The sequence below is a fragment of the Nostoc sp. genome, from assembly GCF_036917775.1.
Taxonomy (GTDB): Bacteria; Cyanobacteriota; Cyanobacteriia; order Cyanobacteriales; family Nostocaceae; genus Nostoc.
This window is the reverse complement of sequence record NZ_JBALEQ010000150.1, coordinates 21,448-45,016: the sequence shown is the minus strand read 5'-3', so window position 1 is coordinate 45,016 and position 23,569 is coordinate 21,448. Positions and strand designations below refer to the sequence as shown.

22 protein-coding genes are annotated in these 23,569 nt (G+C 40.3%); 6 read left to right on the top strand and 16 right to left on the bottom strand.

The genetic code is table 11. From position 1 onward, the window contains the following. Positions 1-138 precede the first annotated feature (138 nt). Complete coding sequence (locus tag V7K69_RS30100) at positions 139-1,398, bottom strand: alkaline phosphatase PhoX (protein ID WP_335041428.1); 1,260 nt, start codon at positions 1,396-1,398, stop codon at positions 139-141. A 239-nt stretch (positions 1,399-1,637) separates the two neighbouring features. On the opposite strand from V7K69_RS30100, the gene V7K69_RS30095 reads away from it, so the two are divergent. Then, complete coding sequence (locus V7K69_RS30095; protein ID WP_335041426.1) at positions 1,638-1,859, top strand: hypothetical protein; 222 nt, start codon at positions 1,638-1,640, stop codon at positions 1,857-1,859. 413 nt (positions 1,860-2,272) lie between these two features. Next, complete coding sequence (locus tag V7K69_RS30090) at positions 2,273-4,693, top strand: tetratricopeptide repeat protein (protein WP_335041424.1); 2,421 nt, start codon at positions 2,273-2,275, stop codon at positions 4,691-4,693. A 321-nt stretch (positions 4,694-5,014) separates the two neighbouring features. On the opposite strand, the gene V7K69_RS30085 is transcribed toward V7K69_RS30090, so the two are convergent. After that, positions 5,015-6,289 (bottom strand): WGR domain-containing protein, encoded by a 1,275-nt coding sequence (locus V7K69_RS30085; protein WP_335041422.1) that lies wholly within the window; start codon positions 6,287-6,289, stop codon positions 5,015-5,017. Positions 6,290-6,552: 263 nt separating this feature from the next. Here V7K69_RS30085 and V7K69_RS30080 point away from each other — a divergent pair, with 263 nt between their 5' ends. Beyond that, a complete protein-coding gene (locus V7K69_RS30080; protein WP_335041420.1) occupies positions 6,553-7,617 on the top strand; it encodes a DUF3326 domain-containing protein in 1,065 nt (354 codons plus the stop codon). 89 nt (positions 7,618-7,706) lie between these two features. Continuing rightward, positions 7,707-8,309, top strand: a complete 603-nt coding sequence (locus tag V7K69_RS30075; protein ID WP_335041418.1) for a CPBP family intramembrane glutamic endopeptidase — start codon at positions 7,707-7,709, stop codon at positions 8,307-8,309. Positions 8,310-8,609: 300 nt separating this feature from the next. Here the strand turns inward: V7K69_RS30075 and V7K69_RS30070 are convergent, their stop codons facing one another. The 7 genes from V7K69_RS30070 to V7K69_RS30040 all read right to left on the bottom strand — a co-directional run bounded on the left by V7K69_RS30070 (position 8,610) and on the right by V7K69_RS30040 (position 14,414). Continuing rightward, positions 8,610-9,356, bottom strand: a complete 747-nt coding sequence (locus tag V7K69_RS30070; protein WP_335041416.1) for a creatininase family protein — start codon at positions 9,354-9,356, stop codon at positions 8,610-8,612. A gap of 450 nt (positions 9,357-9,806) precedes the next feature. Then, positions 9,807-10,079: a cupin domain-containing protein gene (locus tag V7K69_RS30065; protein WP_335041413.1), complete on the bottom strand. Its 273-nt coding sequence runs from the start codon at positions 10,077-10,079 to the stop codon at positions 9,807-9,809. Between the two features lie 21 nt (positions 10,080-10,100). Continuing rightward, positions 10,101-10,460 carry a Mo-dependent nitrogenase C-terminal domain-containing protein gene (locus V7K69_RS30060; RefSeq protein WP_335041411.1) on the bottom strand — a complete coding sequence of 120 codons (360 nt, stop codon included), beginning with the start codon at positions 10,458-10,460 and terminating at the stop codon, positions 10,101-10,103. Positions 10,461-11,141: 681 nt separating this feature from the next. Further along, entirely contained in the window at positions 11,142-12,626 is a 1,485-nt protein-coding gene (locus V7K69_RS30055; protein WP_335041409.1) for a protein kinase domain-containing protein, read from the bottom strand. Positions 12,627-12,674: 48 nt separating this feature from the next. Next, positions 12,675-13,223: a GIY-YIG nuclease family protein gene (locus V7K69_RS30050; RefSeq protein ID WP_114082696.1), complete on the bottom strand. Its 549-nt coding sequence runs from the start codon at positions 13,221-13,223 to the stop codon at positions 12,675-12,677. Between the two features lie 72 nt (positions 13,224-13,295). Further along, on the bottom strand, positions 13,296-13,625 hold the full coding sequence (locus V7K69_RS30045; protein WP_335041364.1) for a hypothetical protein: 330 nt from the start codon (positions 13,623-13,625) through the stop codon (positions 13,296-13,298). Positions 13,626-14,213: 588 nt separating this feature from the next. Further along, positions 14,214-14,414, bottom strand: a complete 201-nt coding sequence (locus V7K69_RS30040; protein WP_335041362.1) for a hypothetical protein — start codon at positions 14,412-14,414, stop codon at positions 14,214-14,216. 450 nt (positions 14,415-14,864) lie between these two features. Here V7K69_RS30040 and V7K69_RS30035 point away from each other — a divergent pair, with 450 nt between their 5' ends. Beyond that, positions 14,865-15,356: a GNAT family N-acetyltransferase gene (locus V7K69_RS30035; protein WP_335041360.1), complete on the top strand. Its 492-nt coding sequence runs from the start codon at positions 14,865-14,867 to the stop codon at positions 15,354-15,356. A 371-nt stretch (positions 15,357-15,727) separates the two neighbouring features. Here the strand turns inward: V7K69_RS30035 and V7K69_RS30030 are convergent, their stop codons facing one another. Both V7K69_RS30030 and V7K69_RS30025 read right to left on the bottom strand, forming a co-directional pair. Then, positions 15,728-17,416: an NAD(P)H-quinone oxidoreductase subunit 4 gene (locus tag V7K69_RS30030; RefSeq protein ID WP_335041358.1), complete on the bottom strand. Its 1,689-nt coding sequence runs from the start codon at positions 17,414-17,416 to the stop codon at positions 15,728-15,730. Between the two features lie 125 nt (positions 17,417-17,541). After that, positions 17,542-18,261 carry a response regulator transcription factor gene (locus V7K69_RS30025; protein WP_335041356.1) on the bottom strand — a complete coding sequence of 240 codons (720 nt, stop codon included), beginning with the start codon at positions 18,259-18,261 and terminating at the stop codon, positions 17,542-17,544. A 591-nt stretch (positions 18,262-18,852) separates the two neighbouring features. Between V7K69_RS30025 and V7K69_RS30020 the strand changes: the two genes are divergently transcribed. Next, complete coding sequence (locus V7K69_RS30020; RefSeq protein WP_335041354.1) at positions 18,853-19,947, top strand: hybrid sensor histidine kinase/response regulator; 1,095 nt, start codon at positions 18,853-18,855, stop codon at positions 19,945-19,947. Between the two features lie 86 nt (positions 19,948-20,033). Here the strand turns inward: V7K69_RS30020 and psb35 are convergent, their stop codons facing one another. The 5 genes from psb35 to V7K69_RS29995 form a co-directional block, all read right to left on the bottom strand. Next, the gene (gene psb35, locus V7K69_RS30015) at positions 20,034-20,243 is read right to left on the bottom strand and encodes a photosystem II assembly protein Psb35 (RefSeq protein WP_335041352.1); all 210 of its coding nucleotides are present in this window, start codon (positions 20,241-20,243) and stop codon (positions 20,034-20,036) included. Between the two features lie 159 nt (positions 20,244-20,402). Next, the gene (locus tag V7K69_RS30010; RefSeq protein ID WP_335041350.1) at positions 20,403-20,585 is read right to left on the bottom strand and encodes a CsbD family protein; all 183 of its coding nucleotides are present in this window, start codon (positions 20,583-20,585) and stop codon (positions 20,403-20,405) included. Positions 20,586-20,887: 302 nt separating this feature from the next. Next, positions 20,888-22,504, bottom strand: a complete 1,617-nt coding sequence (locus tag V7K69_RS30005; RefSeq protein WP_335041348.1) for a hybrid sensor histidine kinase/response regulator — start codon at positions 22,502-22,504, stop codon at positions 20,888-20,890. A gap of 54 nt (positions 22,505-22,558) precedes the next feature. Continuing rightward, entirely contained in the window at positions 22,559-23,164 is a 606-nt protein-coding gene (locus V7K69_RS30000; RefSeq protein ID WP_335041346.1) for a chemotaxis protein CheX, read from the bottom strand. 6 nt (positions 23,165-23,170) lie between these two features. Continuing rightward, the gene (locus tag V7K69_RS29995) at positions 23,171-23,536 is read right to left on the bottom strand and encodes a response regulator (protein ID WP_335041344.1); all 366 of its coding nucleotides are present in this window, start codon (positions 23,534-23,536) and stop codon (positions 23,171-23,173) included. Positions 23,537-23,569 lie beyond the last annotated feature (33 nt).

Here is a 23,569-nt window from a genome sequence, read left to right as displayed (position 1 = left end):
CCACATGAATTTCATGGCGAATGGAATTACACTATCTCACCAACCCTCAATATTCTCTAAAACTTGTAAAAGTTGTTTCTTGACAGGCTCTTAGCATTTTTGGGTTGGCAGACTGCTAGGCTGAAACAGGATGTAGCTTTACCAGGGCCCCCAGATAGCAAAGGTTATTCCTGGACTCTGCATATTGACAAACATCGTCTGACCATCGGGGGAGAAGCAGACTCCGGCGAACTCTGATGTGTTCAGGGCATTTTTAGCAAACTTATAAAGACTTCCACTGGGAGTGATGCCCAGAATGTAATCCGTTCCATCCCCATCTTCACAGAGAAAGATGTCCCGGTTGGGGAAAACCACAATATTGTCTGGATTGTCTAGCACACCAGAATTGTTGGGTTCAATATATAGCTCAACAGTATTATTAGTGGGCGAATAACGCCAAATCTGCCCATCTCCAGAACTGCCACCACTCTTACAGGTGAAGTAGACATAACCACTGCCATAAAAGATGCCTTCCCCACCGGAAAATCTGGCGGCACCACTGTTATACCCTGCTGTTCTGACAGTATCAGATGTGGGATCAGGATTGCTAATCTGTACCCAGTCCACCGCCCTGGGCGTATTTTTGGGGAAACCCGTAGCTGTGTTGATTCCAGACGACCCCGTAATCCTTAAAGCGTATAGCGAGCCGCCAGCACTCAGGTTGTTGCTTTGGTTAGGAATAAAGCGGTAAAAAAGCCCATTTCCTTGATCTTCCGTCATGTAGATATACCCTGTGTTGGGGTCTACAGCAGCAGCCTCGTGATTAAAACGCCCCATAGCGGTTAATGGAACGGGGGTGACAAAAGTAGTTGCGCTACTAGGAACCTCAAAAACATAGCCGTGCTTCTTGCCGTTATTGGTTTCAAAGGTTTCTTCACAGCTTAACCAAGATCCTGAAGGTGTAGAACCACCAGCACAATTGCGAATAGTTCCCGCTAGGACTCCCCGATGTTCTACCAATGTGCGGGAAGGACTAACAACCAATTTAGTGCAACCGCCCCTCGCATTTGAGTTGTACTTGCTGCTAGTAGGAGCGCCCAGACCATTGCCAGAAGTGGGGGTGAGTTCGTGGTTGCGAATTAGAATCGTATTGCCACTCGATCCTAGAAAAGCTCCCATACCATCGTGATTACCAGGTACTCGATAACCATCATTCATCGTTTGACCTGTTTCGGACAGTCTGCGGTAGGTGAATCCAGCTGGCAAATCTAATACTCCGTTAGGGTCAGTCACTAAATTGCCGTAGGGGCCCGCAGCGATCGCAGGTTTAGCATAGAATGCTTGCAAAGGAGATAGAAGGACGGCACCTGTAGCAGATGCTCCTGCCAGGGTAAAAAACTCACGTCTCGATAAATTCAATGTATACTCCCTGATGTTTTGGATGAGGCTTAATTTGTTGCAAATAGCTAGCCTCAATTATCTAGGAAGAGTAAGTTTTTCAAATTAATAAGAGGTTAAAAAAAGATTATTCAAGGCATTGAAATAATACAAATTTCTAAACTTATCTCCTTAATGTTTTTTCTTCGGAAAGTGATTATTCGTATGTAATAAGTGAAGTTCCGCTTCTATCGTTACAATTATGTAAAATTAATACAAAAATGACACATCTACAAATCGGCTTTCCATCAGAAACAATAATAGACGCTCAGAAATACTGGAACGCCACTGGGATTTTTCTAGAAATAGGAGCAAGTTATAAGTTTGAAGTACAAGGAGAACAGTTTTGGTATGATGCCAAGATTAGAAGTGATGCAGATGGGTATACAAAACCGTGGCTACGTTGGGCTGGGATGTTCCGCATAAAACCAAACGAAAACTAGTTTTCCCTAATTGGGAATATTGGCCAGTTTTGTGAACAAGAATTATTAATTGGGAAGAAATAGGAGAAATATAAAGCTTCTTCAAGTGGGGAGTTATTTTGTTATACCAATGATGTTTCAATAATGTATTTTAACAGTTGTGGAACATTAATTTTGACTATTACAAGATTGAGGTAATTGACAAACCTATTAAAGAATTGGTGATGCTGAATTAATTTTTTGGGTCGGTAAAGTAGCTTTTGCAAGAGACTCCATTAGTTGCACTCACAAGAAGCAATGAAAATTGCGGCTGAATTTTGAATAAAGTTTGCAAAAGTCGGGAAAAAAGTCGGGTTTACAGAATCTTATCCGAAAACTCCCGCAGCATAACTGTAAAGTGATTTATAGTTGTCCCTAACCCTTGTCGTTACACAATGGACGCTGAAGCAGCATTAGCATGGTTAGATGCCACAATTCCCCCGCAGACTGGGGAACGGTTGAGCGATTTGCAAAAAGTGATTCTTGTGCAAGTTTGGTTGGGTAGAAAGTACTTGGATATCGCTCATTCTTACGGTTGTACCGAAGGACACGCCAAGGATGCTGGTTCTCAGTTATGGAAGCTGCTTTCTAAAGTATTGCGAGAAAAGATTACCAAAAGTAATTGTCGCGCTACTTTGGAACGGGTTCTGAGAAAAACTACTGCGATATCATCTAGTCTGATTGATTACTCGCGATCGCCCCAACCCACCCCAAAATTAGAGGATACCAATTTTATTGGACGAACAGCTGCGATCGCTCACCTGAATACTTTGGTAAATCAAGGCTCAAAAGTCATTGTCATCCAAGGTGAGGGAGGCTTAGGCAAAACCACTCTAGCGCAGCAATATCTCCAAACTCAGGGGTTTGACTTGGTTTTAGAACTGCTGATGGCGAAGGAAACGCAAAATATCACCCCCGCCGAACGAGTTGTTGAGGAATGGCTCAAACAAGACTTTGATCAAGAACCTGGGGTAGAATTTGGGGTTACATTGGGACGACTCAAGCGCGAACTCCACAATCGGCGGATTGGGGTATTAATTGACAATCTCGAACCTGCATTGGATCAACAAGGTGGATTGATTACTTCTCACCGCAACTATGTAGAACTATTACGGATTTTAGCTGATGCTAGGGTGCAATCTGTTACCTTAATTACCAGTCGCGATCGCCTTTGTGAACCTGGGTTAAATGTGAATCACTATCGGCTTCCTGGTTTGGAGCAAAGCGCATGGCAAACGTTTTTTAGCAACCGTGGGTTAGCCATCGACTCGCCAACTTTGCAAATCATACATCGCACTTATGGCGGTAATGCTAAAGCAATGGGAATTCTCTGCGGTTCGATTCAGGAGGATTTTGGCGGTGATATGGCTCTTTATTGGCAAGAAAATCATGCCGATCCTTTAGCAGCAACCGACTTAAAAAATTTAGCGGTTAGTCAAATCAATCGTCTGCAAGCCCTCGACCCTCAAGCTTATCGCCTGCTTTGCCGTTTGGGATGTTATCGTTATCAAGATATACCTACTATCCCATCACAAGGGTTATTTTGTTTACTTTGGGATGTTCCACCTACTGAACATCGCCAAATCATCGCCTCGTTGAGAAATCGGTCTTTGGTGGAGTGTGAAAAAGGTGAATATTGGCTGCATCCGGTGATTCGTGCTGAGGCGATCGCACGTTTACGCCCCAGCGATGAATGGGAAATTGCCAATCATAAAGCCGCAGAATTTTGGACAGTTAGTATTAAACAAATTGAAACCTTTAAGGATGCTTTGCAAGCTCTAGAAGCATATTATCATTATATAGAAATTCATAAATTTGAGTTGGCAGGTAAGGTAATTTTAAAAAGCCGAAATAATCAATGGCAGCAGTTTTTACCTCTTGGTAGTACATTGTATCGGATGGGTTTAATTCAACCGATACTGGCGGCAATTAATCAAGTTGTTAACAATCTGGAAAATAACCAAAATCTCAGTGAACTCTATAATATACTGGGTGATCTATATTGGATAACAGGTAAAATTAGTCAAGCGATCGCTTGTCAACAAAAGACTATTACTCTGACAACCCAAGCACTAAAATCACTTATATCTCAGCCAGAAAATAAACATACCGTTTACTATCTGAGAATGCTAGAGGTAGATTCTTTATTAAGTATTGGTCTTTATCAAATAGATTTGTGGGAACTAGAGGCAGCCGCAAATTTATTTCAACAAGTAATTTACCTAGCCCAAAATACTGAGCATCATCGCTGGGCAGAGAAAGCATCAGTTTGTTTAGCTTTGGTGTATTCTTATTTAGGTTTTCGTGATGCCTCCTTTGCATTAGCAGATGTAGCTTATCAGAATATTAAGAACGAAAAACTGGTAGAACAGACTGGGAGATTTGTCTATTTCATGCAAATTCTGGGTCAAACTTATGTTAATTTAGGAGAGTTTTATCAAGCAAATAAAATATTACACCAAGCTTTAAATTTTGCTGAAGAAAGCCACTATATGCAGGTGAAAGCAAAGACACTCAATGGTTTAGCAGAAATAAATCGACAACAAGCAGATTTTGAATTAGCCCTGGCTCATCATAGAGAAGCAATCGAACTGTTGGATAAAATAGGTGCTAAGTGCGATCTAGCTGAAGCTTATTATCAATTAGGTTTAACTTATCAAAAGATGGCAAAGGCTGATGAAAGTAAACTTAATTTTAATCAAGGAATTCAGTTATTTACTGAAATAAAAGCTCCGAAGCAAGTTGAAAAAATTTTAACTTCACAATCTGGTTTATTTATCTGTGCTAGCAGGAATTGTAACAGTGATAAGATATAAAATATGGTTTGTTTGTAGCTTCTAAATAGTTGCGTTGGAAGACAATAGCTAACTATTCAATTAAAAAAAGACTAATATAGAACAATATGGTTAAATTAAGGGCTACTGGCAAAAATTTTGGGTTTTCGAGACGCGATAAATCGCCGTCTCTACAAGTGTTTTGGTCTTATGTGAACTGTATTGTAATATAGAAATCCGCTTTTTTTGTTGGCGTAGGGTTGGAATGCAAGAGGCAATGGGAAAGAAGGCTTTTGAGTTGTATTTTTCAAAAATCAAATATGAGTCCTATAGAAAATTAATAATCAGGCTCATGAAGATTTCTTAGCTGCAAGCCCAAACAAAGACAAACTCATGCTTGTGTGACTTGCACTGAAGAATGTGTCCAGTACCCATATCTCCAAACGAATAAGGTATATTATCCTGAGAAGCCAGTTGAAAAACCTGACGCATAGGTTCCTGACAAATGGAGCAGCCAGGACATTCCATTCCCTGTACCCATTCTGGATAACCCCCTAGTTTATCTCCTTCTACAGGTGTAATGCGATCGCAAAAATCATCCAGATCCTCAAAACCCAGTCGCTCAATCACTTCATCTTCTAGCGTTTCATTTCCCAATTTATCCCAGCCATAAACCAAGGCTACAAGGTCTTCCAACTGGGGATAATCTTCCACTTCTTGCCAAGCAATAATAGTTTTAGCAGGAAAATGAACTCCATAGTTTTTCCCATAAATCATTGGGAAAGGTGGAATAGAGGCTTCTGATGTCGGTGAAATCATCCGAATCAGCACATTGGGGATGGGATAGGCGGCTCTACCATAGGAGACTGGAGCGCGTTGGATAATTCCTTCACAGCCACTAGGTATACAATGAAACATTTGTATTAATCCAGTACCATATTCCCTTTGGACTGGCTCTGGTAATTCGCTCAAGTTCAATTGAAAAAAGAGTTGCATAGATGACCCACCACAACTTGGGCAAGTTGGCCAAGATTCATTTTCAGCCAACCAAGGACGACCCGCGAATTTAGAGGATAGTAGCGAATCATCCCCCTCCCTAACTATGGGTTTCCAAGCTGAACAAGTGAATTGAGATATATCCAAATCTTTGTGTTCAGAGGGATTTTGTTTATTTTTTACTCTTTGCACATAACCTTTTTTCAGTTTCTCATTAATTTTTTTAGATGCTGCTAACCGTGCTTTTTCTACAGTAGGGTAGGTACTAGTAGAAGACTGTCCTTGTGTCCCAATTCGACCATAATTAATGACTACTTCTGTGGACTTAACGACGACTTCGTAAAACTTGTGAGATTTCCTGTCAGTAAATTCTAGATATACTCTCTGCGTTAATAGTGTTTCTGTTAGAGGAGGACTTGTAGAAATTTTATCTGTAGAGGAAGAACAAATAGGTTCATATTGACGAAGAATTGCTAAGTAAAAATTATCTGCCTCAGTCTGGTCATTCAACTTATAAGTTTCCAAATTTTCTACCTCCGTATCGGGATAGAATTTTATGAGATTGACTATACAACCTTCTAAACAAATTAGATATTTGATTCCTGTATGAAATGTTAATAGATGCTGTTTGAATAAAAGCATTTTTCTGTGGCACTCAATTTACTATTACAAATTAGCAAACATATAGAATTTTAGGACTTACGCAATAACTCTCTGAATTCCTTTGTGTCCTTCTCTGACGAGACGCTGCGCGAATGCGCCTTTGCGGTTCGTTTTTCCATTATTTTGCGTCACAGCGAAACGCTTTTCAAACAACTTTATAATTAGAGACGCAATTAATCGCGTCTGTATAAGAGTTAGGAGTTAGTATTTGATGGCTTCTGATTCATAACTCATAACTCAATATGCGTCCATACACCGCTATTTTAATCGTACCAACAGGCGTTGGAGCTGCTATTGGAGGCTATGCAGGAGATGCTTTGCCTGTTGCCAAAGTTATAGCACAGGTTTGCGATCGCCTAATTACTCACCCCAATGTCCTTAACGGTGCAAGTTTATACTGGAATCTTCCAAATACTTTCTATGTTGAAGGTTATGGACTTGACAAATTCGCCTCTGGATGCTGGGGTTTGCGTCCAGTCCGCAACAATAAAGTAGGTTTGCTTTTAGACCAAGCTATTGAGCCAGAGTTACGGCTACGGCATATACAAGCAGCCGATGCAGTCAGAGCAACTCTGGGATTGACTCTAACAGATTATGTAATTACAGATGCGCCATTAAATGTAGAATTGCGGACTACAGCATCGGGAGCGAGTTGGGGAACAATTGGCAACCCGGATAGTTTATTACGGGCAGCCGAGATATTAATTAAAAAAGCGGGGGCAGAAGCGATCGCAGTTGTTGCCCGTTTCCCCGATGATATGGACTCAGAAGCAGTACAAAAATATCGCCAGGGTGAAGGCGTTGATCCCCTAGCGGGTGCAGAAGCAGTAATTAGCCATTTGCTAGTGCGAACTTTTCAAATTCCTTGCGCCCATTCTCCTGCCCTTTTGAGCGAACCTCCACAACCTGATTTATCTCCGCGTTCTGCCGCCGAAGAATTGGGCTATACCTTTTTGCCGTGCGTCCTTGTCGGATTAAGTCATGCCCCACAATTTATAATAGATAAAGGAGCGATTGCATCAGATAAAGGAGATATTTGGGCAGATGAAGTAGATGCTGCGATCGCACCTGCAAATGCTTGTGGTAGCAGTGCCTTACTGAGTTTAAGCCAAAGACGATGCCAAATAATTACAGTAAAAGAAAATAAAACTCTAATCAAAGTTCCTGCCCAACCGTTGGGGATCAAAGTTATACAGGTAAACTCATATTTAGAAGCAGTAGGCGTATTAGTAGCACACAAAGCAGGCATTAACCCCTCCGCTCTCCGTCCCAAATTATCACCTTTGCAGCCAGTAATTAAAAGTTAGGAGAGACGCGATTAATCGCGTCTGTACAGGAGTTAGGAGTTCTATCTTCCCCCTGCCCCCTTCCCCTTGCCCCCTTTCCCTAAAAACCTGTGATTGAACAACAAAAACAAGAGCCAGAAATTCCATATCTGACACGCATCCAAGTACTTGGGGCGATGGGAGCGACTGCAATCATTTTGTTGATAGTCGCCAAACTGTCGTTGCACTTTGGTAACTTTTCCCTCTTTTCCTGGAAGTGGGACGAGAAAGATTTGCTGTTGGGTGTAGGATTGGGATTCGTCATTACCGCCTTAAGTGGCATAGCTTATCGCGTTTGGACTCCCTATCGAAAAAGTGCAGATTATTATCTAGAAGTGGTACTGAAGCCCTTAGCGTTACCAGACTTAATTTGGCTCGGTTTACTACCGGGGTTGAGTGAAGAATTGTTATTTAGAGGTGTAATGCTACCAGCTTTAGGCTTAGATCATCTGGCTGTCATTGTATCTAGTTTTTGCTTTGGCATCTTGCATTTTAGTGGTTCTCAACAATGGCCTTATGTAATTTGGGCAACAATTGTTGGGATTATATTGGCATATAGTGCCTTGCTTACGGGCAATCTATTAGTGCCGATTGTCGCTCACATGATTACCAATTGGATTTCTAGCTATTTCTGGAAAATGTGGCAATTGCGGCAATTAAAAAATAAATTTTGAGCTTGTAGAAATTAGTGCGTAGGCATAGCCCCAATACTTTTTGGTTAAGGGGGAAAGGGGAAAGCAGCACTTACAAATTAGATAGAGTTTCTACTTTCTGCCCTCTACCTCCTGCCCTCTGCTCCGAATGGCACGCTTGTTAATCGCAAAGCCCTGATATAACTTGCTTTTTGAGTGTGGGGAGTGTGGGAGGTAAGACTTCTTCTCCGTCCTCCGACACCCTACCCTGACGTTAGCGTAGCGGGGCGTAGCCCGGTTTCAGCTTTTCTTAGTGCCATTCTCCCTTGCCCCCTGCTCCCTTCAATCTGCGTTCACAAATTCCAAATATCCATTGCTGAGTTCTTTCACCGCCAAATCATAAAATTGCTTTCCGTGTTCTGGTGTTGCTAAACCAGGATTTGATCCCATACGTCCATCTGGATAACGCACTCGAAAGTTAGCTGCGCTATAAATCCTATGTCCGCTTGCAACTTCTGGTGAAAGGGGTGCTTGCTTAATCGCCTCTGGATAAACGTACTGGGTGAGGGCTACTTCACTTGGTGTTGCATGAGAACCTTCTTGATCCCCATATAACTCTTTAGCTAGTTTATATACAGAACCGCACATAAACCAGTTTGCCACTTGACACTGCACTTGTTGAGCATTAGCAATCTGCAAATCTTCTAAATGGGCATAAGTTTCGGAGAACGCTGCTTTGAGGGTGGCGATATTACCACCGTGTCCGTTAATAAAGTAGAACTTGCTAAAACCAACTTTGGCTAAACAAGTTACATAATCTCGAACTACTTGAATTAAAGTGCTAGGACGCAGACTGATTGTGCCAGGAAAAGCAGTATGATGCAGTGCCATCCCCACATTGATTGTAGGGCCAACGATCGCGCCAGTTGCATCACCCACACCAGCTGCGATCGCTTCTGCACAAATTGCATCAGTACCAATTAACCCCGTTGGCCCATGTTGTTCTGTAGAACCAATAGGGAAAATGATCCCCTTCGACTGCTGTAAATAAGCTTCGACTTCTTGCCAAGTAATCAAATGCAGTAACATTTTTAATGATTTTCCTCAATAAAATTGCGGTGAGACAAAATATTTCTCTGCTGAATAGCATCTTCTGTAACTAAACTCCCACTAACTTGATTATGAACTCCCAAGATTCCCAGTAGTGGCGATCGCGATGATAAATTTCAATAACAAGATCCCCGACTTCGATAAAATTGTCGGGGATCAATGAATTTCATATTTTTAGATATCTGCCATCAACTTTCTGCCAAATGTGGAGAAAATGAGGCTATCTATTTTTATAAATATTGTTTACAGGATGGAGTTGCAACAAGTTTTGACAAATATGGATATAAGCAATTTACTAAATATGCTACTTTATCCTACCCTTCTCGTTGCGAACCCCACCTATAAGAAAAATCTAAATTTATGAGATGTTGTGAGATGTTAGTTTTGTAGATCATCAAGAAAAGAACGGGGATCAATCTTAACTCTTGATTAATCAAAGTAATAATGTTTTTTCACGTCGCTTGTAATTTCCCAGGTACAGGACATTCCAGCCGGAAAAATCACCAAATCGCCTTTACCCATTTGCACTGGCTGTCTACCATCAGGAGTAACAACCACATCGCCTTCCAAAAAATAACAAGTTTCTTGAGAATCATAAGTCCAAGGGAATTTTGAGACTTCCTTTCTCCAAATATCCCATTTATAGACACCCAATTCATTGAGGCGTTCTTCTGTGGGCTGATGCTCAATTTGAATTTCCATGTTGCGTTTTTCTAGTTATGTTCAGCAGTAGGATTGAATATCCTCTCCACACTGATCTACTAAATAACACAAAGCGCGAAAACGCAAGAAGACAAGTTCGTTATAAAGGGGATTAAGTTTGCACATCGGCGGAATGTGTCCTATTTTGCGACCAAAAAGCTTAATATCACGCTCAAATGGACACTGAGCAGGAATCAGTTTAGCAATAAATTTCGCTAATTTCCGATTCTGAATCTCAATTTCATCCAGCCATTGACGTAATGGTTGCAATAAATCTAATTTAGGTTTAGCTAATTCCTTTTTGCTATCTGCTTGATTATTTTGTCCTAAAGGTTGAATAAAAGCAGGCAAAAAAATACGCTGATTCTTTATTTTAAGCATAGTAGTAGGCAAGGTTTTCCTTGTGTAGATGAACTATTTGCCGAATTGGAATATTACCATCTAATCTGTCGAGCCAATTTGCATTATGCTTGGAGATTATGCAGAAAAATAAGCACAATGCAAAGAATTTGCATACATCTTTGGATGGAAATTGTCTAACTAATTGTTATTTAAGCCCACCAAATCGGGAAGAACTGTCCCGTTAAATACAAAATAACAAAGAAATTATAAAAATGGCATTTCTTTAACTTATGGATTGCTAATCTTCGAGATAGCAATTTTATATATTAAATATAAATGCCTGGTTCTGAAACGGCCTAGTATCTAGAGATGGAACTTGGCGTAGAAAAAAACAGTTTAGCTCTCACTCCATATAGGCTTCGGTAGGACTAGTCTCTAATATCTAGCGATTTTAGGCTATTAAATATCTAGTCATTTGTCTACAATATTACACTAGAAAACCTAGATATTATCTAATAAGTAGCAATAAATCCTTTGATAAGTTCAAGCTAAGATACTTAGAAGTTATAGCATTTACAAGAATATTTACACTAAATGTATCGAGTGTAACCGCTTACGCTAGTACCACCCTAGCAACATATAAGGCTCATATTTGATTGATTTTTGAAAAAACTCAGTGCAATTCAAAAAGCCTTCTTTCCAGTTGCTTCTTGCCTAAACTTATTTCTTAAAATATCTCAAGCCGTAACGTTCTTGATATTTGTTGATATACTCGATATTCTGTTGCTCTAATTTTGACAGCAATTTAGATGGAAACGCTTTTGGTGAATATATAGGTTTATACCAAGGTTGGTTGTCAAAGTAATCTTGTAATCCAGGAGTATCAAAACGGCGACCGTGACTAGCAAAAATCGAATTTCGCATTATATCTAGTTCAAAACCGTCTTTACCATCCAAATCTGCATCACTTACAAGTCTTTGGGAAAGCCATAAATAAGTGTTGACGGTCGTGGTATCAACTGGCGGTATTGATGTCGTTGGGGTGGGTGTAATTTGAGTAGGAACAAATGGGGTTTGAGTAGGAACGGATGAGGTAGTTGGTATAGATTTAGGAGTTTCTATCACTGGGCTGGTGATAGTTGACGGAGTTTCTGAAGGTAAGACCGTTTTGTCTGCTGTAGATTGAGTAGGTTTTGTTAATATCTGGCTAATAATCACAGATGCACCGATTAGCCCACCTGCAATCAAACTACCCATAAGGATATTATTCTGACTATTACCTTGAGGATTCGGCTGTGGTTTGACAGGTAATGTCTGAGGTGGTGGTGCAGAAACTATAGTCGGTTGAGTCAAGATGGGTTGCGTTGGTGGAATTGGATTTGCAATATTCTGCAAAGTATCCAGCATTGCTCTAGCTGTGGGGTAGCGATCGCGCGGATGATATGCGATCGCTTTATCAATCGTTCCTGCTATGATTGGACTAACATGACTCGCATACTGTCGCCACACAATTTCACCCGTCTGGGAATCCGTCTCTAGTTGTTGCGCCTGTTTACCAGTGAGTAAATAAATTATCGTCATTCCTAAACTGTATAAATCACTCGAATAAACTGGCCTACCTGCGGCTTGTTCACTCGGCATATAGCCAGGTGTACCAATCACAATCGAACTGGTAGGATTCCCTTGAGAATTTACTACAGTTCCCATTGACTCCCGGATAGCGCCAAAATCAATCAGCACTGGTTTACCATCACGATGACGCACAATGATGTTATCCGGTTTAATATCGCGGTGAACGATGTGTTTAGAATGAACATAATCCAGGACAGGTAATAAATTCATGAATAATTCCTGGACAGCACCTTCACTAAATAGCCCCTGCTTTTGAACTTTTCCAGTTAGGGTATCGCCTTCAACCCACTCCTGAACTAAGTAAAATTGTCCGCCAGAGGAAAAATAGGCATACAATGCTGGAATTTGGTCATTTGCACCACCGAGTTCTTCGAGAATAGCTGCTTCCCGTTGAAATCTCTCTTGCACTAACTGGTAAATTTGGGGATTATTGTGAATTGGTCTTAGCTGTTTAACCACACAACGGCGCTTTGAGGGCATATAGGTATCTTCTGCTAGATAGGTTTCACCAAACCCACCAGCGCCCAGTGTGCGGATAACTTGATAGCGATCGTTCAATAGCTGTATTGTCATGGGAGATTATAAGCGATATTCATGTCTATAGTTTTCCCAAAACAACCTTCATTTCAAATCTAGTAAACCTTCTTCTTTCAATTTAGGATTGAAGCGAACTTGCATTTGCAAACCACGCACTTCTAATAATTGCGTTGAAATTTCTGCTTCTACTCTCCGCGCCACATTTTTAATAATTTTCATTTGTGCTAATTCATCATTAGCTGGATTTTGATATTTTGCCTGTTCTTCAGGTGTCATTATCAATTTGACATCAATGGGATGAGTCCATTTTTCCTTGTTATCCCCATTTCCCCAAGGTACACTGCCATTTTCAGCAATCCAAGCATTTTCAGTATTTTCTAAAATTGTGCGACTAGGGCGTTCAATAGTTTGCACTTTAACCCAATAGCATTGCTGTGGCTGACGGACTAAATGCTGCTTGAGGCTGAGATAAACATCACGAGAGTATCCTACAAATTGCAGCACTTTTTCTTGGTCAAAAATAGCATATACCCCAATTTTACCTTGAAATTGCTCAGGTAATTGACCGCTATCATCAATGTAAGGAATGTATTCCAGGGCTGCCAAAGAAGAAAGATTTGTTTCAAGAGCCATACATCAAATATTAAACTTACTATTTGCCTTCAAAATGGAAAATTGCTAATTAGGGAAAAACTATCTTTAAAATTACCCATTACCCAATTTTTGGTAAATTGCACAAAGGCGACTGGGTTTAAAAATCTTAGCACTAAACATGAAATTTGGTGGTACATTGATGATGGCATATTCATCAGATTCATGATACTTTTCAAACTCTGCTGGCATTCCTTTAGTTGTAGTTAAGCTATAAGGAACTGGTTGGAAAAGTAATTCTGTAAATTTAATTTGCTCACACTGTAATTGTTGGCGAATTTGGTTTAAGAAAGCATCGCTTGTCAATAAGTTGAACAAAGTTTCTTGAGCTTGTGCTTCAAGAGTGAAACTGCCATCAAAGTTCTGGACTATTTTAAGAGACATTTTCTGTATAGGTAGTTCTTAACGACTCAGTGAAAAATCACTACTTTAAGATCAGCCTATTGGATTGTGGGACTTCTGTCAGCCACTAGAGGAAGCTGGCATGATTAAGAATCATGAAGTTGAGCAGATTTTCAGGGATAGGTGATTTTCCCTTAGCACTGTGCTAACAAACTTCAGACATCATATTCAAAAATATTAATTAGGACTTACGCAAAAAAGCAGCGAAAGCCCTGATTTACCATAGGGGCAATTTATGTAGACATGAAGCGGCTAGTCTACGAGTGAGTTCTCCAACGGAATAACCCGCAGCGTATTGCCCCTACAACGTATAGTTTTGCGTAAGCCCTAACTAAGTGCAAAGAAAATCATTTTTAAGTACGAAGTAAAATAAAATACATAATAATTCCAGAATACAGAAGCTATCCCTAGATTGTGCTGCGCCTACAAACTTATCGCACCACGTTGTCACACAAAAAAATGAGTGGGTAATCGTGATATAAACCACAACTATCCACTCAAAGTTTAGTAAATCGGGGTTAGTAGAAAAAACCCAAGAAGATTATTCAAACTTGGGAAATTTAAAACTAATTAACGTGACTCAGTTCCTTGATTGGGGCTACCTGCGATACCATCCTCTCCTGGTGCTTCTGGTGTAGCACTGGGTTTAGCATCACTCTTTTCAGCATCGCCAGTTTTGCGGATACTTTCGTCGATGGGGGTTTGGTAGCCGCCAGCAGAACTAGGCGTAGTTTCTTGATTATCAGATTTTTGTTTTTGTTGTTCAGCCATGATTACATTCCTAATTATTTATTCTTAGGATTATCTTAAGAAGATTAAGAGTTTGAGTACATCTATCCAGAATATAGTTATGGCTGATTATCACCTCTATCGAAAGTATTGTTTGGTACTACTCATTGATGCTGACAAAAACCCAAAAATGTAGATTTGATAGCCTTAGAACGCTTGCTGTCGTTAAAGGACAACTTAAAACAGATTTGATATCCAAGATGCTTTTAAAATTGCTTTACTGACAGTTGACAGGGAATGGTAATTGATATATCGGACTCATATTTGATTTTTGAAAAACTCCGTACAACTCAAAAAGCCTTCTTGCCTATTGCCTTCCTACACAAGTTAAGTATGCCTACGCCACGCTGCGCGAACAAAAATCAAAGCGGATATCCTATATGTGAATAATATGATGTGATGATTGTGATACAAACTATCAAAGTGTAATTAATGAACCAGAGCAATCTATCGTTACCATCTGGATGTGTCCTTCGCAAGGCAACCTTGGCGGATAAATGGTCGATTCGATTGCTGGTATTTGCAGCGAAACTCGACCCAACCCAATTAAACTGGCAGCAATTTTGGGTAATAGAATGCAATGATAAACTTGTAGCTTGCGGACAGCTACGTAATTTTTCAGGGGCACAAGAACTTGGTAGTTTGGTCGTTGCATCAGCTTGGAGAGGTCGCGGTTTAGGTACTTTGCTAACGCAGCATTTGATTAATACAGCAACCCAACCACTTTATCTTGAATGTTTAGGTGAACGATTGGCACAGTTTTACAGTCGGTTTAATTTTGTACCAATATCTTTTGAAGACTTGCCACAATTTCCCAGAACAACAGGCTTGTCTACGCTCAACGATAAATTTAGATTGTCGCAATTAGCTAAAAAGCTGCTCAAAGTTCCTGTGGTGTTTATGGAATCCTCAGTGAGGAACTAACTGCGATCGCACCCTATTCTGCAAGCAATAGCTCTAGCCGCTTGATTCTCTGTTCCAAAAGCGTGTACCTGATGAGATTAATCTTTATTTGGGCTTGCAGTGGCATTGTTTAGTGAAATCACGCGATGTTACAACGTTGATATTACAGTAGAGCGAGCAATATTAATTTGATACCCACAGAATTCTAGGGAAACTCCTCTAAACAAGTTGGCTAGTTGAAAAAGAGGCAAGGGAGCAGAGGGGAAAGGAAAGGGCATAAAGAAGAGACAAGGAAGAGGTAGGAGACGGAGAGACTTGTTTAATAATTCCCCCTTGTCCCCTTGTCCCCCTTCTTCCTGCCTCTTCCTCGACAAGTCTATTAGCCAAAAAGCTTACTTCAAAGTTCCCAAAACGGGCGCTACCTCAACCTCGGAAACTTGCGGAACCGATAATCGATTAGCATAAATCTGAGGATTTGTTTGCGAGACTATGGCATAAGACTGGCGAAGATTAGCATTGACTGCAACAGTCTTCACATCGTACATCTGCATCGCCATCTTGGGATAGAAACCAATACCAATAATCATTAGCAGAAAACAGGCAGCAATAAACACCTCACGGGGTCTAGCATCCTCATAGACTGCATCTTCTGGCACGAGGCAGTCTGTACCAAAACAAACTGTTCCCTTATCTTCTTGATTTTCCAAGCCTGCATTATTAATGTCGCAGATGAGTGCTGCACCGTCACCATAAAATACCTCTCGCAGCATGGAAAGTAGATAGATAGGTGTGAGGATGACTCCAACTGCGGCTAGGAAAACCGTGACTGTGCAGAAAGTTGAACTGTAAACGTCACTGCTTGTCATACCAACAAATACCGATAGTTCGCCAGCAAAGCCGCTCATACCGGGAAGTGCTAGAGATGCCATCGCTCCAATTGTAAACAGGGCAAAGACTTTGGGCATGGCTTGGCCAATACCGCCCATATCTTTCATTACCATTGTGTGGGTGCGATCGTAAGTAACTCCAGCCAAGAAGAACAGCACTGAGGCAATCAAACCATGCGAGATCATTTGCAACATCGCGCCGTTGATTCCCAAATCAGTGAACGATGCAATCCCAAGCAGCACAAATCCCATGTGGGAAATCGATGAATAAGCCAAACGCCGCTTCATATTCGTCTGAGCAAAGGAGTTTAATGCACCATAGATAATGTTGACAACACCAAGAATGGCTAGAACCGGTGCAAAGTAAATGTGTGCATCGGGGAGTAGTTCAAGATTCAGGCGAATCAGTCCGTATCCACCCATTTTTAACAATACACCAGCCAAAATCATCGACACAGGAGAGGATGCTTCGCCGTGGGCATCAGGCAACCAGGTGTGCATTGGGAAAACAGCGAGCTTGACACCAAATGCAATCAATAACCCTGCATAAAGTAGCAGTTGTAGACCAAGGGGATATTCCTTACTTGCGAGGGCAGTTATGTCAAATGTCATATCACCGCCGCCGTATAACCCCATTGCCAAAGCTGCGACCAAAATAAATATAGAAGCAGCTGCGGTATACAACAAAAATTTCGTAGCCGCATAACGCCGTCTTTGTCCACCCCAAATGCAGACTAGTAGGTAGACGGGAATCAGCTCTACTTCCCACATAATGAAAAATAGCAGCAAGTCTTTGGCAACGAACACCCCAACCTGTGCAGAATACAGCACCAGCATCAAAAAATAGAAGAGGCGAGGGCGGTGATCAACTTGCCAAGCTGAGAAAATCGAGAGTGTGGTGACAAATCCTGCTAGCAGCACAAGTGGTACTGATAGTCCATCAACTGATACTGCCCAGTTCAAGCCTAACTGAGGCATCCAGGCATAACTTTCTACAAGTTGAAAACTAGCACTGCTGGCATCGTAATGTTTCCAAAAGGCGTAACACATCAAGGCAAAGTCTGCAATACCTACACCCAGTGCATACCACCGCACGAGCTTGCCATCTTTATCAGGTAGCACAGGGATGAGCAGGGAAGCAACGAGTGGCAGCAAAACAATCGCAGTAAGCCAGGGAAATTGATCCGCTATCATGTATATGAGGAAAAATACTTATTTGTTCGTCAATTATGTCATTTTACTAAACTGTGTAACAATTCCTTAATAAATCTTCTTGCAGGTAATCGTTTTGACTAACAAACAATTATTATTCAGCATATTTACGGCACTAATCCAGCCCGCAAAGCACGGACGGCAGCCTGTGTCCGGTCAGCAACACAGAGTTTATTGAGAATACCTCTAACATGAGTTTTTACAGTACCGACTGTTAAATATAGCCTTTTAGCAATTTCTGCATTGTCACACCCAGCAACAATCAACTCTAAAACATCCATTTCTCGGTGAGTTAAAGGATAGCTGACTATACTTTTCTCAGTATCTGGGTCAATACCTTCAATCAAGACTCTTTTTCCAGATGCGCCTTTGCTACCATCGGGAAAATCTTGACGTATTTGTTGTAGTACAAGGTCTGCGATCGCAGGATCAATCCATGAGCTACCTGAGTATGTCGTTTGCACAGCCTCAACTAGTTTCTCAGTTTCGATATCCTTCATGCAATAAGAATCTGCACCTGCTGCAAAAGCGGCTAAAACTGCCTGCTCGCTATTCTGCATCGTTAAAATTAGCAGCTTTGTGGTGTAATCTTCATTCTCTGCTTGATATTGCCTAAATGTGCGTGTTAGCTCAATACCATCCATATCAGGCAAACCTATGTCAATAGTAGCAACATCAGGCTTGAGAGTTTTCAGAAGCTTGATGCCGTCGGCTGCATTGGCTGCTTCACCAACAATGTTAAACTCTGGCTGGGTTTGTAAGGCAGACCGTAAGCCGATTCTTGTAAGGTTGTGATCTTCGATCACGAGGATCTTGATTTCACTCATAGTTGCTTAATTTTACTGTTATCTATCTAGAGTACAGATTAAAATAATTTCGTTCTTCTATTCGGTATCTTATACAAAAAGCAATGCTTTTGGTATTTTTCCAGAACTTCATCTACCATTAGACATAAATAACCTTATCTTGAAAGTTTATCTCAGGCAAGAGTTTCCATCTGGGAATATAATTCAATAAAAAACATTTTTATACATTCACGGATAACAGATGTTTTATCGTGGACAATTTTTCACTGAAAATCTGCTAGCTAGCAACCAAGAGTCGGTAACTATTAAATAATTACCCTTGCAGTGGCTATGATAGCGTAAATACAATGGATTAAGCGATCTTAACCTAAGACCCAGACATAGATATTGTTTGGAAAAGTAAACGAATAATCTACTCAGTAGAGAATCAGACTGTTAAAGTAATTAAGACTAGTTTTATTTCCTTCAACAGTGTTTTTACTTAGAAAGCAAGATACTCAATGCGGGAAACTTTAAAGGAAAATGTGAATCCTTAATAATCTCAGCGCTGGTAAAGTAAGCTATTACTAGATTTGCTAGCGATAGCCAAGCACTTCTTTTTTTTATTCAGCCATGTCTTTAACTAAAAGTGTCAAAAAAGATAAAATTCTCGCTGTCGATGATGTTTTTGACAATCTACTGGTCTTAGAAGCAGTCCTAGAAGATGAGGGCTATGAAATTAGCTTGGTGGAAGATAGCAAAATTGCTCTGGCTATGGTTGAGGAGTCACCACCAGACATCATTCTCTTAGATGTGATGATGCCAGAGATCGATGGCTATGAATTTACTCGACGCATCCGACAGAATCCGGCGTTGCCATTTATCCCTATTCTGCTGCTAACGGCTCACTATCAGTCTAGTGTTGTGGAAGGACTCGATGCTGGTGCGGATGACTTTATTCGTAAACCATTCGATCCTGATGAACTACACGCACGAGTGCGATCGCTCCTGCGCCTCAAGCATAGCATCGACGAACGAGATCAAATGGCTAACCTGCGTGCAGATTTTGTCTCGCGTTTTACTCACGATTTACGTATACCGTTAGTAGCCTCCAACCGCGTCTTAAAATTATTGCTGGAAGGCAGGTTTTGCGAAGTTTCGCCACAATTGCAAGAAATCATTGATACCATGATTGGCAGTAATCAAGACCTGCTGGAAATGGTAAATACCTTGCTAGAAGTTTATCGTCATGAAGCGGGCTGTAAAACCTTAAAAATTTCTCCTTGCAATATTGAAGAACTAGTTAGTGAAGTTTCCCAAGAATTAACTCCCTTAGCTGAAGAAAAAGGATTAGTTGTCAACATAGAGCGAGATGAAACTGCAAGCATCGTCATGGGCGATCGCTTAGAACTGCGGCGAGTTTTAACAAATATTATCGGCAATGCTATCAAATTTACAGACAAAGGTTCTGTAAATATTCACTGCCATCTCACTCCAGCAGATATGACTATTGATATCCAAGATACGGGGCCGGGAATTTCTAAACAAGATCAGGCAATATTATTTGAGCGATTTCGCCAAGGTAAACACCAGCGTTCTGGTAGCGGTTTGGGACTATATCTATCTCGCTGTATTATCGAAGCACATCAAGGCACAATTGATGTAACATCTGAGCCAGGGCAGGGTAGTACATTTACTATTTGTCTACCAGTAGCAGCCGACAATTAAAAGTGAGGAAATTTTAGAATAAAAAATAGTGTTCACAGACAAAATCCGTGAACACTAAAAGATGGGAGGAGTCAGGCAAAAAATTATTACTTATCAATTTCTGGAACAACATTAGGACGTTCTTTCTCTTCCCAACCTAGAGGACGTTTAGAATTGTACCAAGCAATTGACCCTATAGTAACGGCAGCGATAAAGCCTAATCCTAATAACGCTGTTAGCACAATAGAATAACTAGAATTACCTTGTGATGTTAAAGGGATGTCTGTTAAAAGATAGGTAAATAAAAGATTAATCATGAATCGACACCTTTTGAAAATCTATGAGAGGTTGTAAAAGTATTGTGAAATCGGTATTTAAAAAATGCCTAAAACCCAAGCTAAAAACAGATTTAATAGAGGAAGAAGGTTTACTCAATAATTATTTAGACTACACCTTCTTCCTAAATCAAGTTCAGCCTAGTCTAAAGTCTTTTTTACTTCATCTTTGATATTTTCAGCAGTGTGACGAACTTGGGCTTCAGCTTGTTTAGCTTTACCTTCAGCTTTATCGTTAGGGTTGCCAGTTACTTCCCCAACTGCTTCTTGTACTTTTCCTTCGACGTTCTTTGCCAAAGCCTTAGCTCTATCTTCAATACTCATATACTTTGTTCCTAAATATGTTAGCTGGTGATTATTTATTGCTTGCTAAGAAAGCGTTGCAATGTTTATATATTAGTTTTAGACAAGTTTTAATTCTTCTATCTGGCGATGTTTTTATGAAGAATAATTGTGTCCATTGTATATAATTATTTAAAGGTCAAATTCATCTTTAAGAATTAAAGTAATGTCCAAAAGATAGAAAGGATTTATTCTATTGTTCTATCTTGAGAGAAAATCATTTGCTACTTTAGCTAGATAACGATGCAGATGTCTAGCCTAAATTAGACCTTTTGATTGAATAGTCAGTCCTTAAGAAGTGCTGCAATTGCAGCTACTAATTTTGAGGGGTCGACTGGTTTAGTGATATGAAGTTGAAATCCATTTGTTAAAACCTGTTTTTGTGTAGCTTCTGCGGCGTAAGCAGTTAGAGCGATCGCGGGAATCTGTCCACCTTGATTAGCAGGCATTGCTCGTAATTTTTTGATCAAAGTGTAACCATCAACTTCTGGCATACCCAGATCGCTCAACATTAGGTCTGGTTTTGACTGTGCAATTATAGCGAGTGCTTCGTTAGCGGATGCTGCGATCGTCACGATCGCTCCGCTCTCTTCCAATAGGAAGGTAAGAAACTCACGGGTATCAGCATCATCATCCACAATTAACAAGCGTACCCCTTCTAGTGGAGCATGGAGCATACAGAATGGATCGGAATTCTCAGAGATATTACTATCTTCCATTTTGAATTCCAGACTCTGTTGAACCACTGGTAGGTAAACTGTAAATGTCGCGCCTTGTCCCTCACCTGCGCTTTGTGCCCAAACTGTACCACCATGTAACTCGACAACTTGGCGCACAATTGCCAAACCAAGTCCTAAGCCGCCAGAACTTCGGCTTGTACTACTATCTGCCTGATAGAAATGCTCAAATACGTGTGGCAAAAAATCAGGATTAATACCTTTGCCCGTATCACAGATTCTGAGTTGTATCTGAGAATCAATCTGTTCTAAATAGACTTCGACTTTTCCACCGACTGGTGTAAATTTAATGGCGTTAGAGAGTAAATTCCAAACAACTTGTTGAAGACGACTACTATCACCTTTAACTTGTCCAGTTTTTATATCTAGATCGAGATTAATTTGAATAGACTTTGCTTCTGCTGCCAAATGCACTGTCTCTAACGCAGCTTCAATAATAAAAGCAAGATCAACATTTTCTAAATTAAGTGCTAACTTGCCCCGCAGAATACGAGAGATATCCAACAAGTCTTCAATCAACTGAGCCTGTAGTACAGCATTTCGTTCGATTGTCTCAAGGGCACGCACAGTAGTAGCTTCGTTTAATGAACGGTTTCTCAGTAGCTTTGCCCAACCCAAAATTGGATTAAGAGGGGAACGAAGTTCATGAGAAACTATGGCTAGAAATTCATCTTTAATGCGGTTTGCGGCTTCAGCTGCTTCTTGCGCTCTCTGGCGATCTTCTGCTAGTGCTAGTGCTTGATCTCGTAAGTTTTTATATTCCTGAACTCGGAAAGTTAAATCTGTGAAATCCTCAATTGAGAAGAGGGCATAAAACCTATCTCCATCCAATGCAGACACAGCAGTTACTGTTGTTTGCTGAATGCGATATTTATTTTGAGATAGTGGTATAGGAATAACATATTTATGCAGTTGAGAAGAAAAAATTGCGGGAGGGCCGCCTTGAAAAATTTGATCCAAGCGACTAGTATAACGAGGCTGATTCAAATGAGGGAAATATTCAAGAATAGAATTTCCTAAAATTTTACTTCGGGGAATTTTTGTCAATTCTTCTAAACAGCAGTTCCAGAATAAAACAATGTAATCTGACTCTAAAACAAAAGCTCCCAAAGGAATGTTATCTAAAAGGCTAAATTTTTCATGAGCTTGTTCTATGATATTCATTGTTTTAGCCGAAGTTTCAATCTTTTATACAGCCATTTTATAAGATTTTATCGATCACATTATTGCAATTTCATCATGAATTGCATTGATCAGCGCATCAAATGTACCTACATGGAAGATTAAAATAATATCCCCAATAATTTCTAACTGTTCAATTATGAATCGAGCTTGTGCCAGCAAAATTTTGGAATCGCTTTCATAAGTAGCTAATAATAAGTTTTCAATTGTATCTTCTAAGTAAACAGGTAATGTATAGTTTACGTGCTGCTTTAGCACATTACTAAGTGAACCCATTACTCCATTGATCACAATGTTACCAATTTCGCTGAGAGTGCCAATTTTCACCGCATCTAGATCAACAGAACCTGGCTCTTCACCTGTAAGCACTGCAACTAATGATGATGCACTGTCAGTAGGAAAAATCAAGCCAGCAGCACCAGAAAAAGAACCTGTAAAGCCTAGTCTTACAGATGCCAAGCTGTCATCATGAAATCGTGTTGCTAATTCCTCATAGGCTTCAGTAGCAGTTAATACTTTCACAAATGGAATTTTGAGACCAATGTGAGAGTCTACCATCTCATTCAGTAGACTTGCAGCTCGACCAACTCCAATATTAATCAGCTCTTGTAGTGCATCCAGTTCTTCTGCTGTTACATTCATCAAAAGTTATTCCTTAGTATTAAGAACTTCTTGGACTGCCTTTCGCAATTCATTTTCTTTTGGCGGTTTATTGATAAAGTTAATAGCGCCAAGACTATAACTTTGATTGCGTGCCCCTTCTTGGATATCTGCTGAGATGATAATTGTGGGGATTTTCAATTTTTCATCTTGCAAAGCTTGTAGAAATTCAAACCCATTCATGTCTGGCATAAGTAGATCCGCTAGTACGCAATTGGGCTGGCGCTGGTGAACTAATTCTAACCCCTCACGCCCATTTGTTGCTTCTATAATTTCGTAACCATCAACTTGCAGAAACTTACGGATCATTCTGCGAGAAAAAGCTGCATCATCAATAATTAAAACTAATGCCATATTCTCTGCCCTTTTGTAATTTATCTCAGTTAA

What these genes read in the sequence shown, in the direction of transcription:
- V7K69_RS30090 (WP_335041424.1), top strand. Translation starts at nt 2,273, where the DNA reads ATGGACGCTGAAGCAGCATTAGCATGGTTAGATGCCACAATTCCCCCG.
- V7K69_RS30085 (WP_335041422.1), bottom strand. Translation starts at nt 6,289, where the DNA reads ATGCTTTTATTCAAACAGCATCTATTAACATTTCATACAGGAATCAAA.
- V7K69_RS30000 (WP_335041346.1), bottom strand. Translation starts at nt 23,164, where the DNA reads ATGAATGTAACAGCAGAAGAACTGGATGCACTACAAGAGCTGATTAAT.
- V7K69_RS30060 (WP_335041411.1), bottom strand. Translation starts at nt 10,460, where the DNA reads ATGCTTAAAATAAAGAATCAGCGTATTTTTTTGCCTGCTTTTATTCAA.
- V7K69_RS30005 (WP_335041348.1), bottom strand. Translation starts at nt 22,504, where the DNA reads ATGAATATCATAGAACAAGCTCATGAAAAATTTAGCCTTTTAGATAAC.
- psb35 (WP_335041352.1), bottom strand. Translation starts at nt 20,243, where the DNA reads ATGATTAATCTTTTATTTACCTATCTTTTAACAGACATCCCTTTAACA.
- V7K69_RS30070 (WP_335041416.1), bottom strand. Translation starts at nt 9,356, where the DNA reads ATGTTACTGCATTTGATTACTTGGCAAGAAGTCGAAGCTTATTTACAG.
- V7K69_RS30025 (WP_335041356.1), bottom strand. Translation starts at nt 18,261, where the DNA reads ATGAGTGAAATCAAGATCCTCGTGATCGAAGATCACAACCTTACAAGA.
- V7K69_RS30045 (WP_335041364.1), bottom strand. Translation starts at nt 13,625, where the DNA reads ATGTCTCTTAAAATAGTCCAGAACTTTGATGGCAGTTTCACTCTTGAA.
- V7K69_RS30050 (WP_114082696.1), bottom strand. Translation starts at nt 13,223, where the DNA reads ATGGCTCTTGAAACAAATCTTTCTTCTTTGGCAGCCCTGGAATACATT.
- V7K69_RS30095 (WP_335041426.1), top strand. Translation starts at nt 1,638, where the DNA reads ATGACACATCTACAAATCGGCTTTCCATCAGAAACAATAATAGACGCT.
- V7K69_RS29995 (WP_335041344.1), bottom strand. Translation starts at nt 23,536, where the DNA reads ATGGCATTAGTTTTAATTATTGATGATGCAGCTTTTTCTCGCAGAATG.
- V7K69_RS30035 (WP_335041360.1), top strand. Translation starts at nt 14,865, where the DNA reads ATGAACCAGAGCAATCTATCGTTACCATCTGGATGTGTCCTTCGCAAG.
- V7K69_RS30020 (WP_335041354.1), top strand. Translation starts at nt 18,853, where the DNA reads ATGTCTTTAACTAAAAGTGTCAAAAAAGATAAAATTCTCGCTGTCGAT.
- V7K69_RS30030 (WP_335041358.1), bottom strand. Translation starts at nt 17,416, where the DNA reads ATGATAGCGGATCAATTTCCCTGGCTTACTGCGATTGTTTTGCTGCCA.
- V7K69_RS30065 (WP_335041413.1), bottom strand. Translation starts at nt 10,079, where the DNA reads ATGGAAATTCAAATTGAGCATCAGCCCACAGAAGAACGCCTCAATGAA.
- V7K69_RS30040 (WP_335041362.1), bottom strand. Translation starts at nt 14,414, where the DNA reads ATGGCTGAACAACAAAAACAAAAATCTGATAATCAAGAAACTACGCCT.
- V7K69_RS30055 (WP_335041409.1), bottom strand. Translation starts at nt 12,626, where the DNA reads ATGACAATACAGCTATTGAACGATCGCTATCAAGTTATCCGCACACTG.
- V7K69_RS30010 (WP_335041350.1), bottom strand. Translation starts at nt 20,585, where the DNA reads ATGAGTATTGAAGATAGAGCTAAGGCTTTGGCAAAGAACGTCGAAGGA.
- V7K69_RS30080 (WP_335041420.1), top strand. Translation starts at nt 6,553, where the DNA reads ATGCGTCCATACACCGCTATTTTAATCGTACCAACAGGCGTTGGAGCT.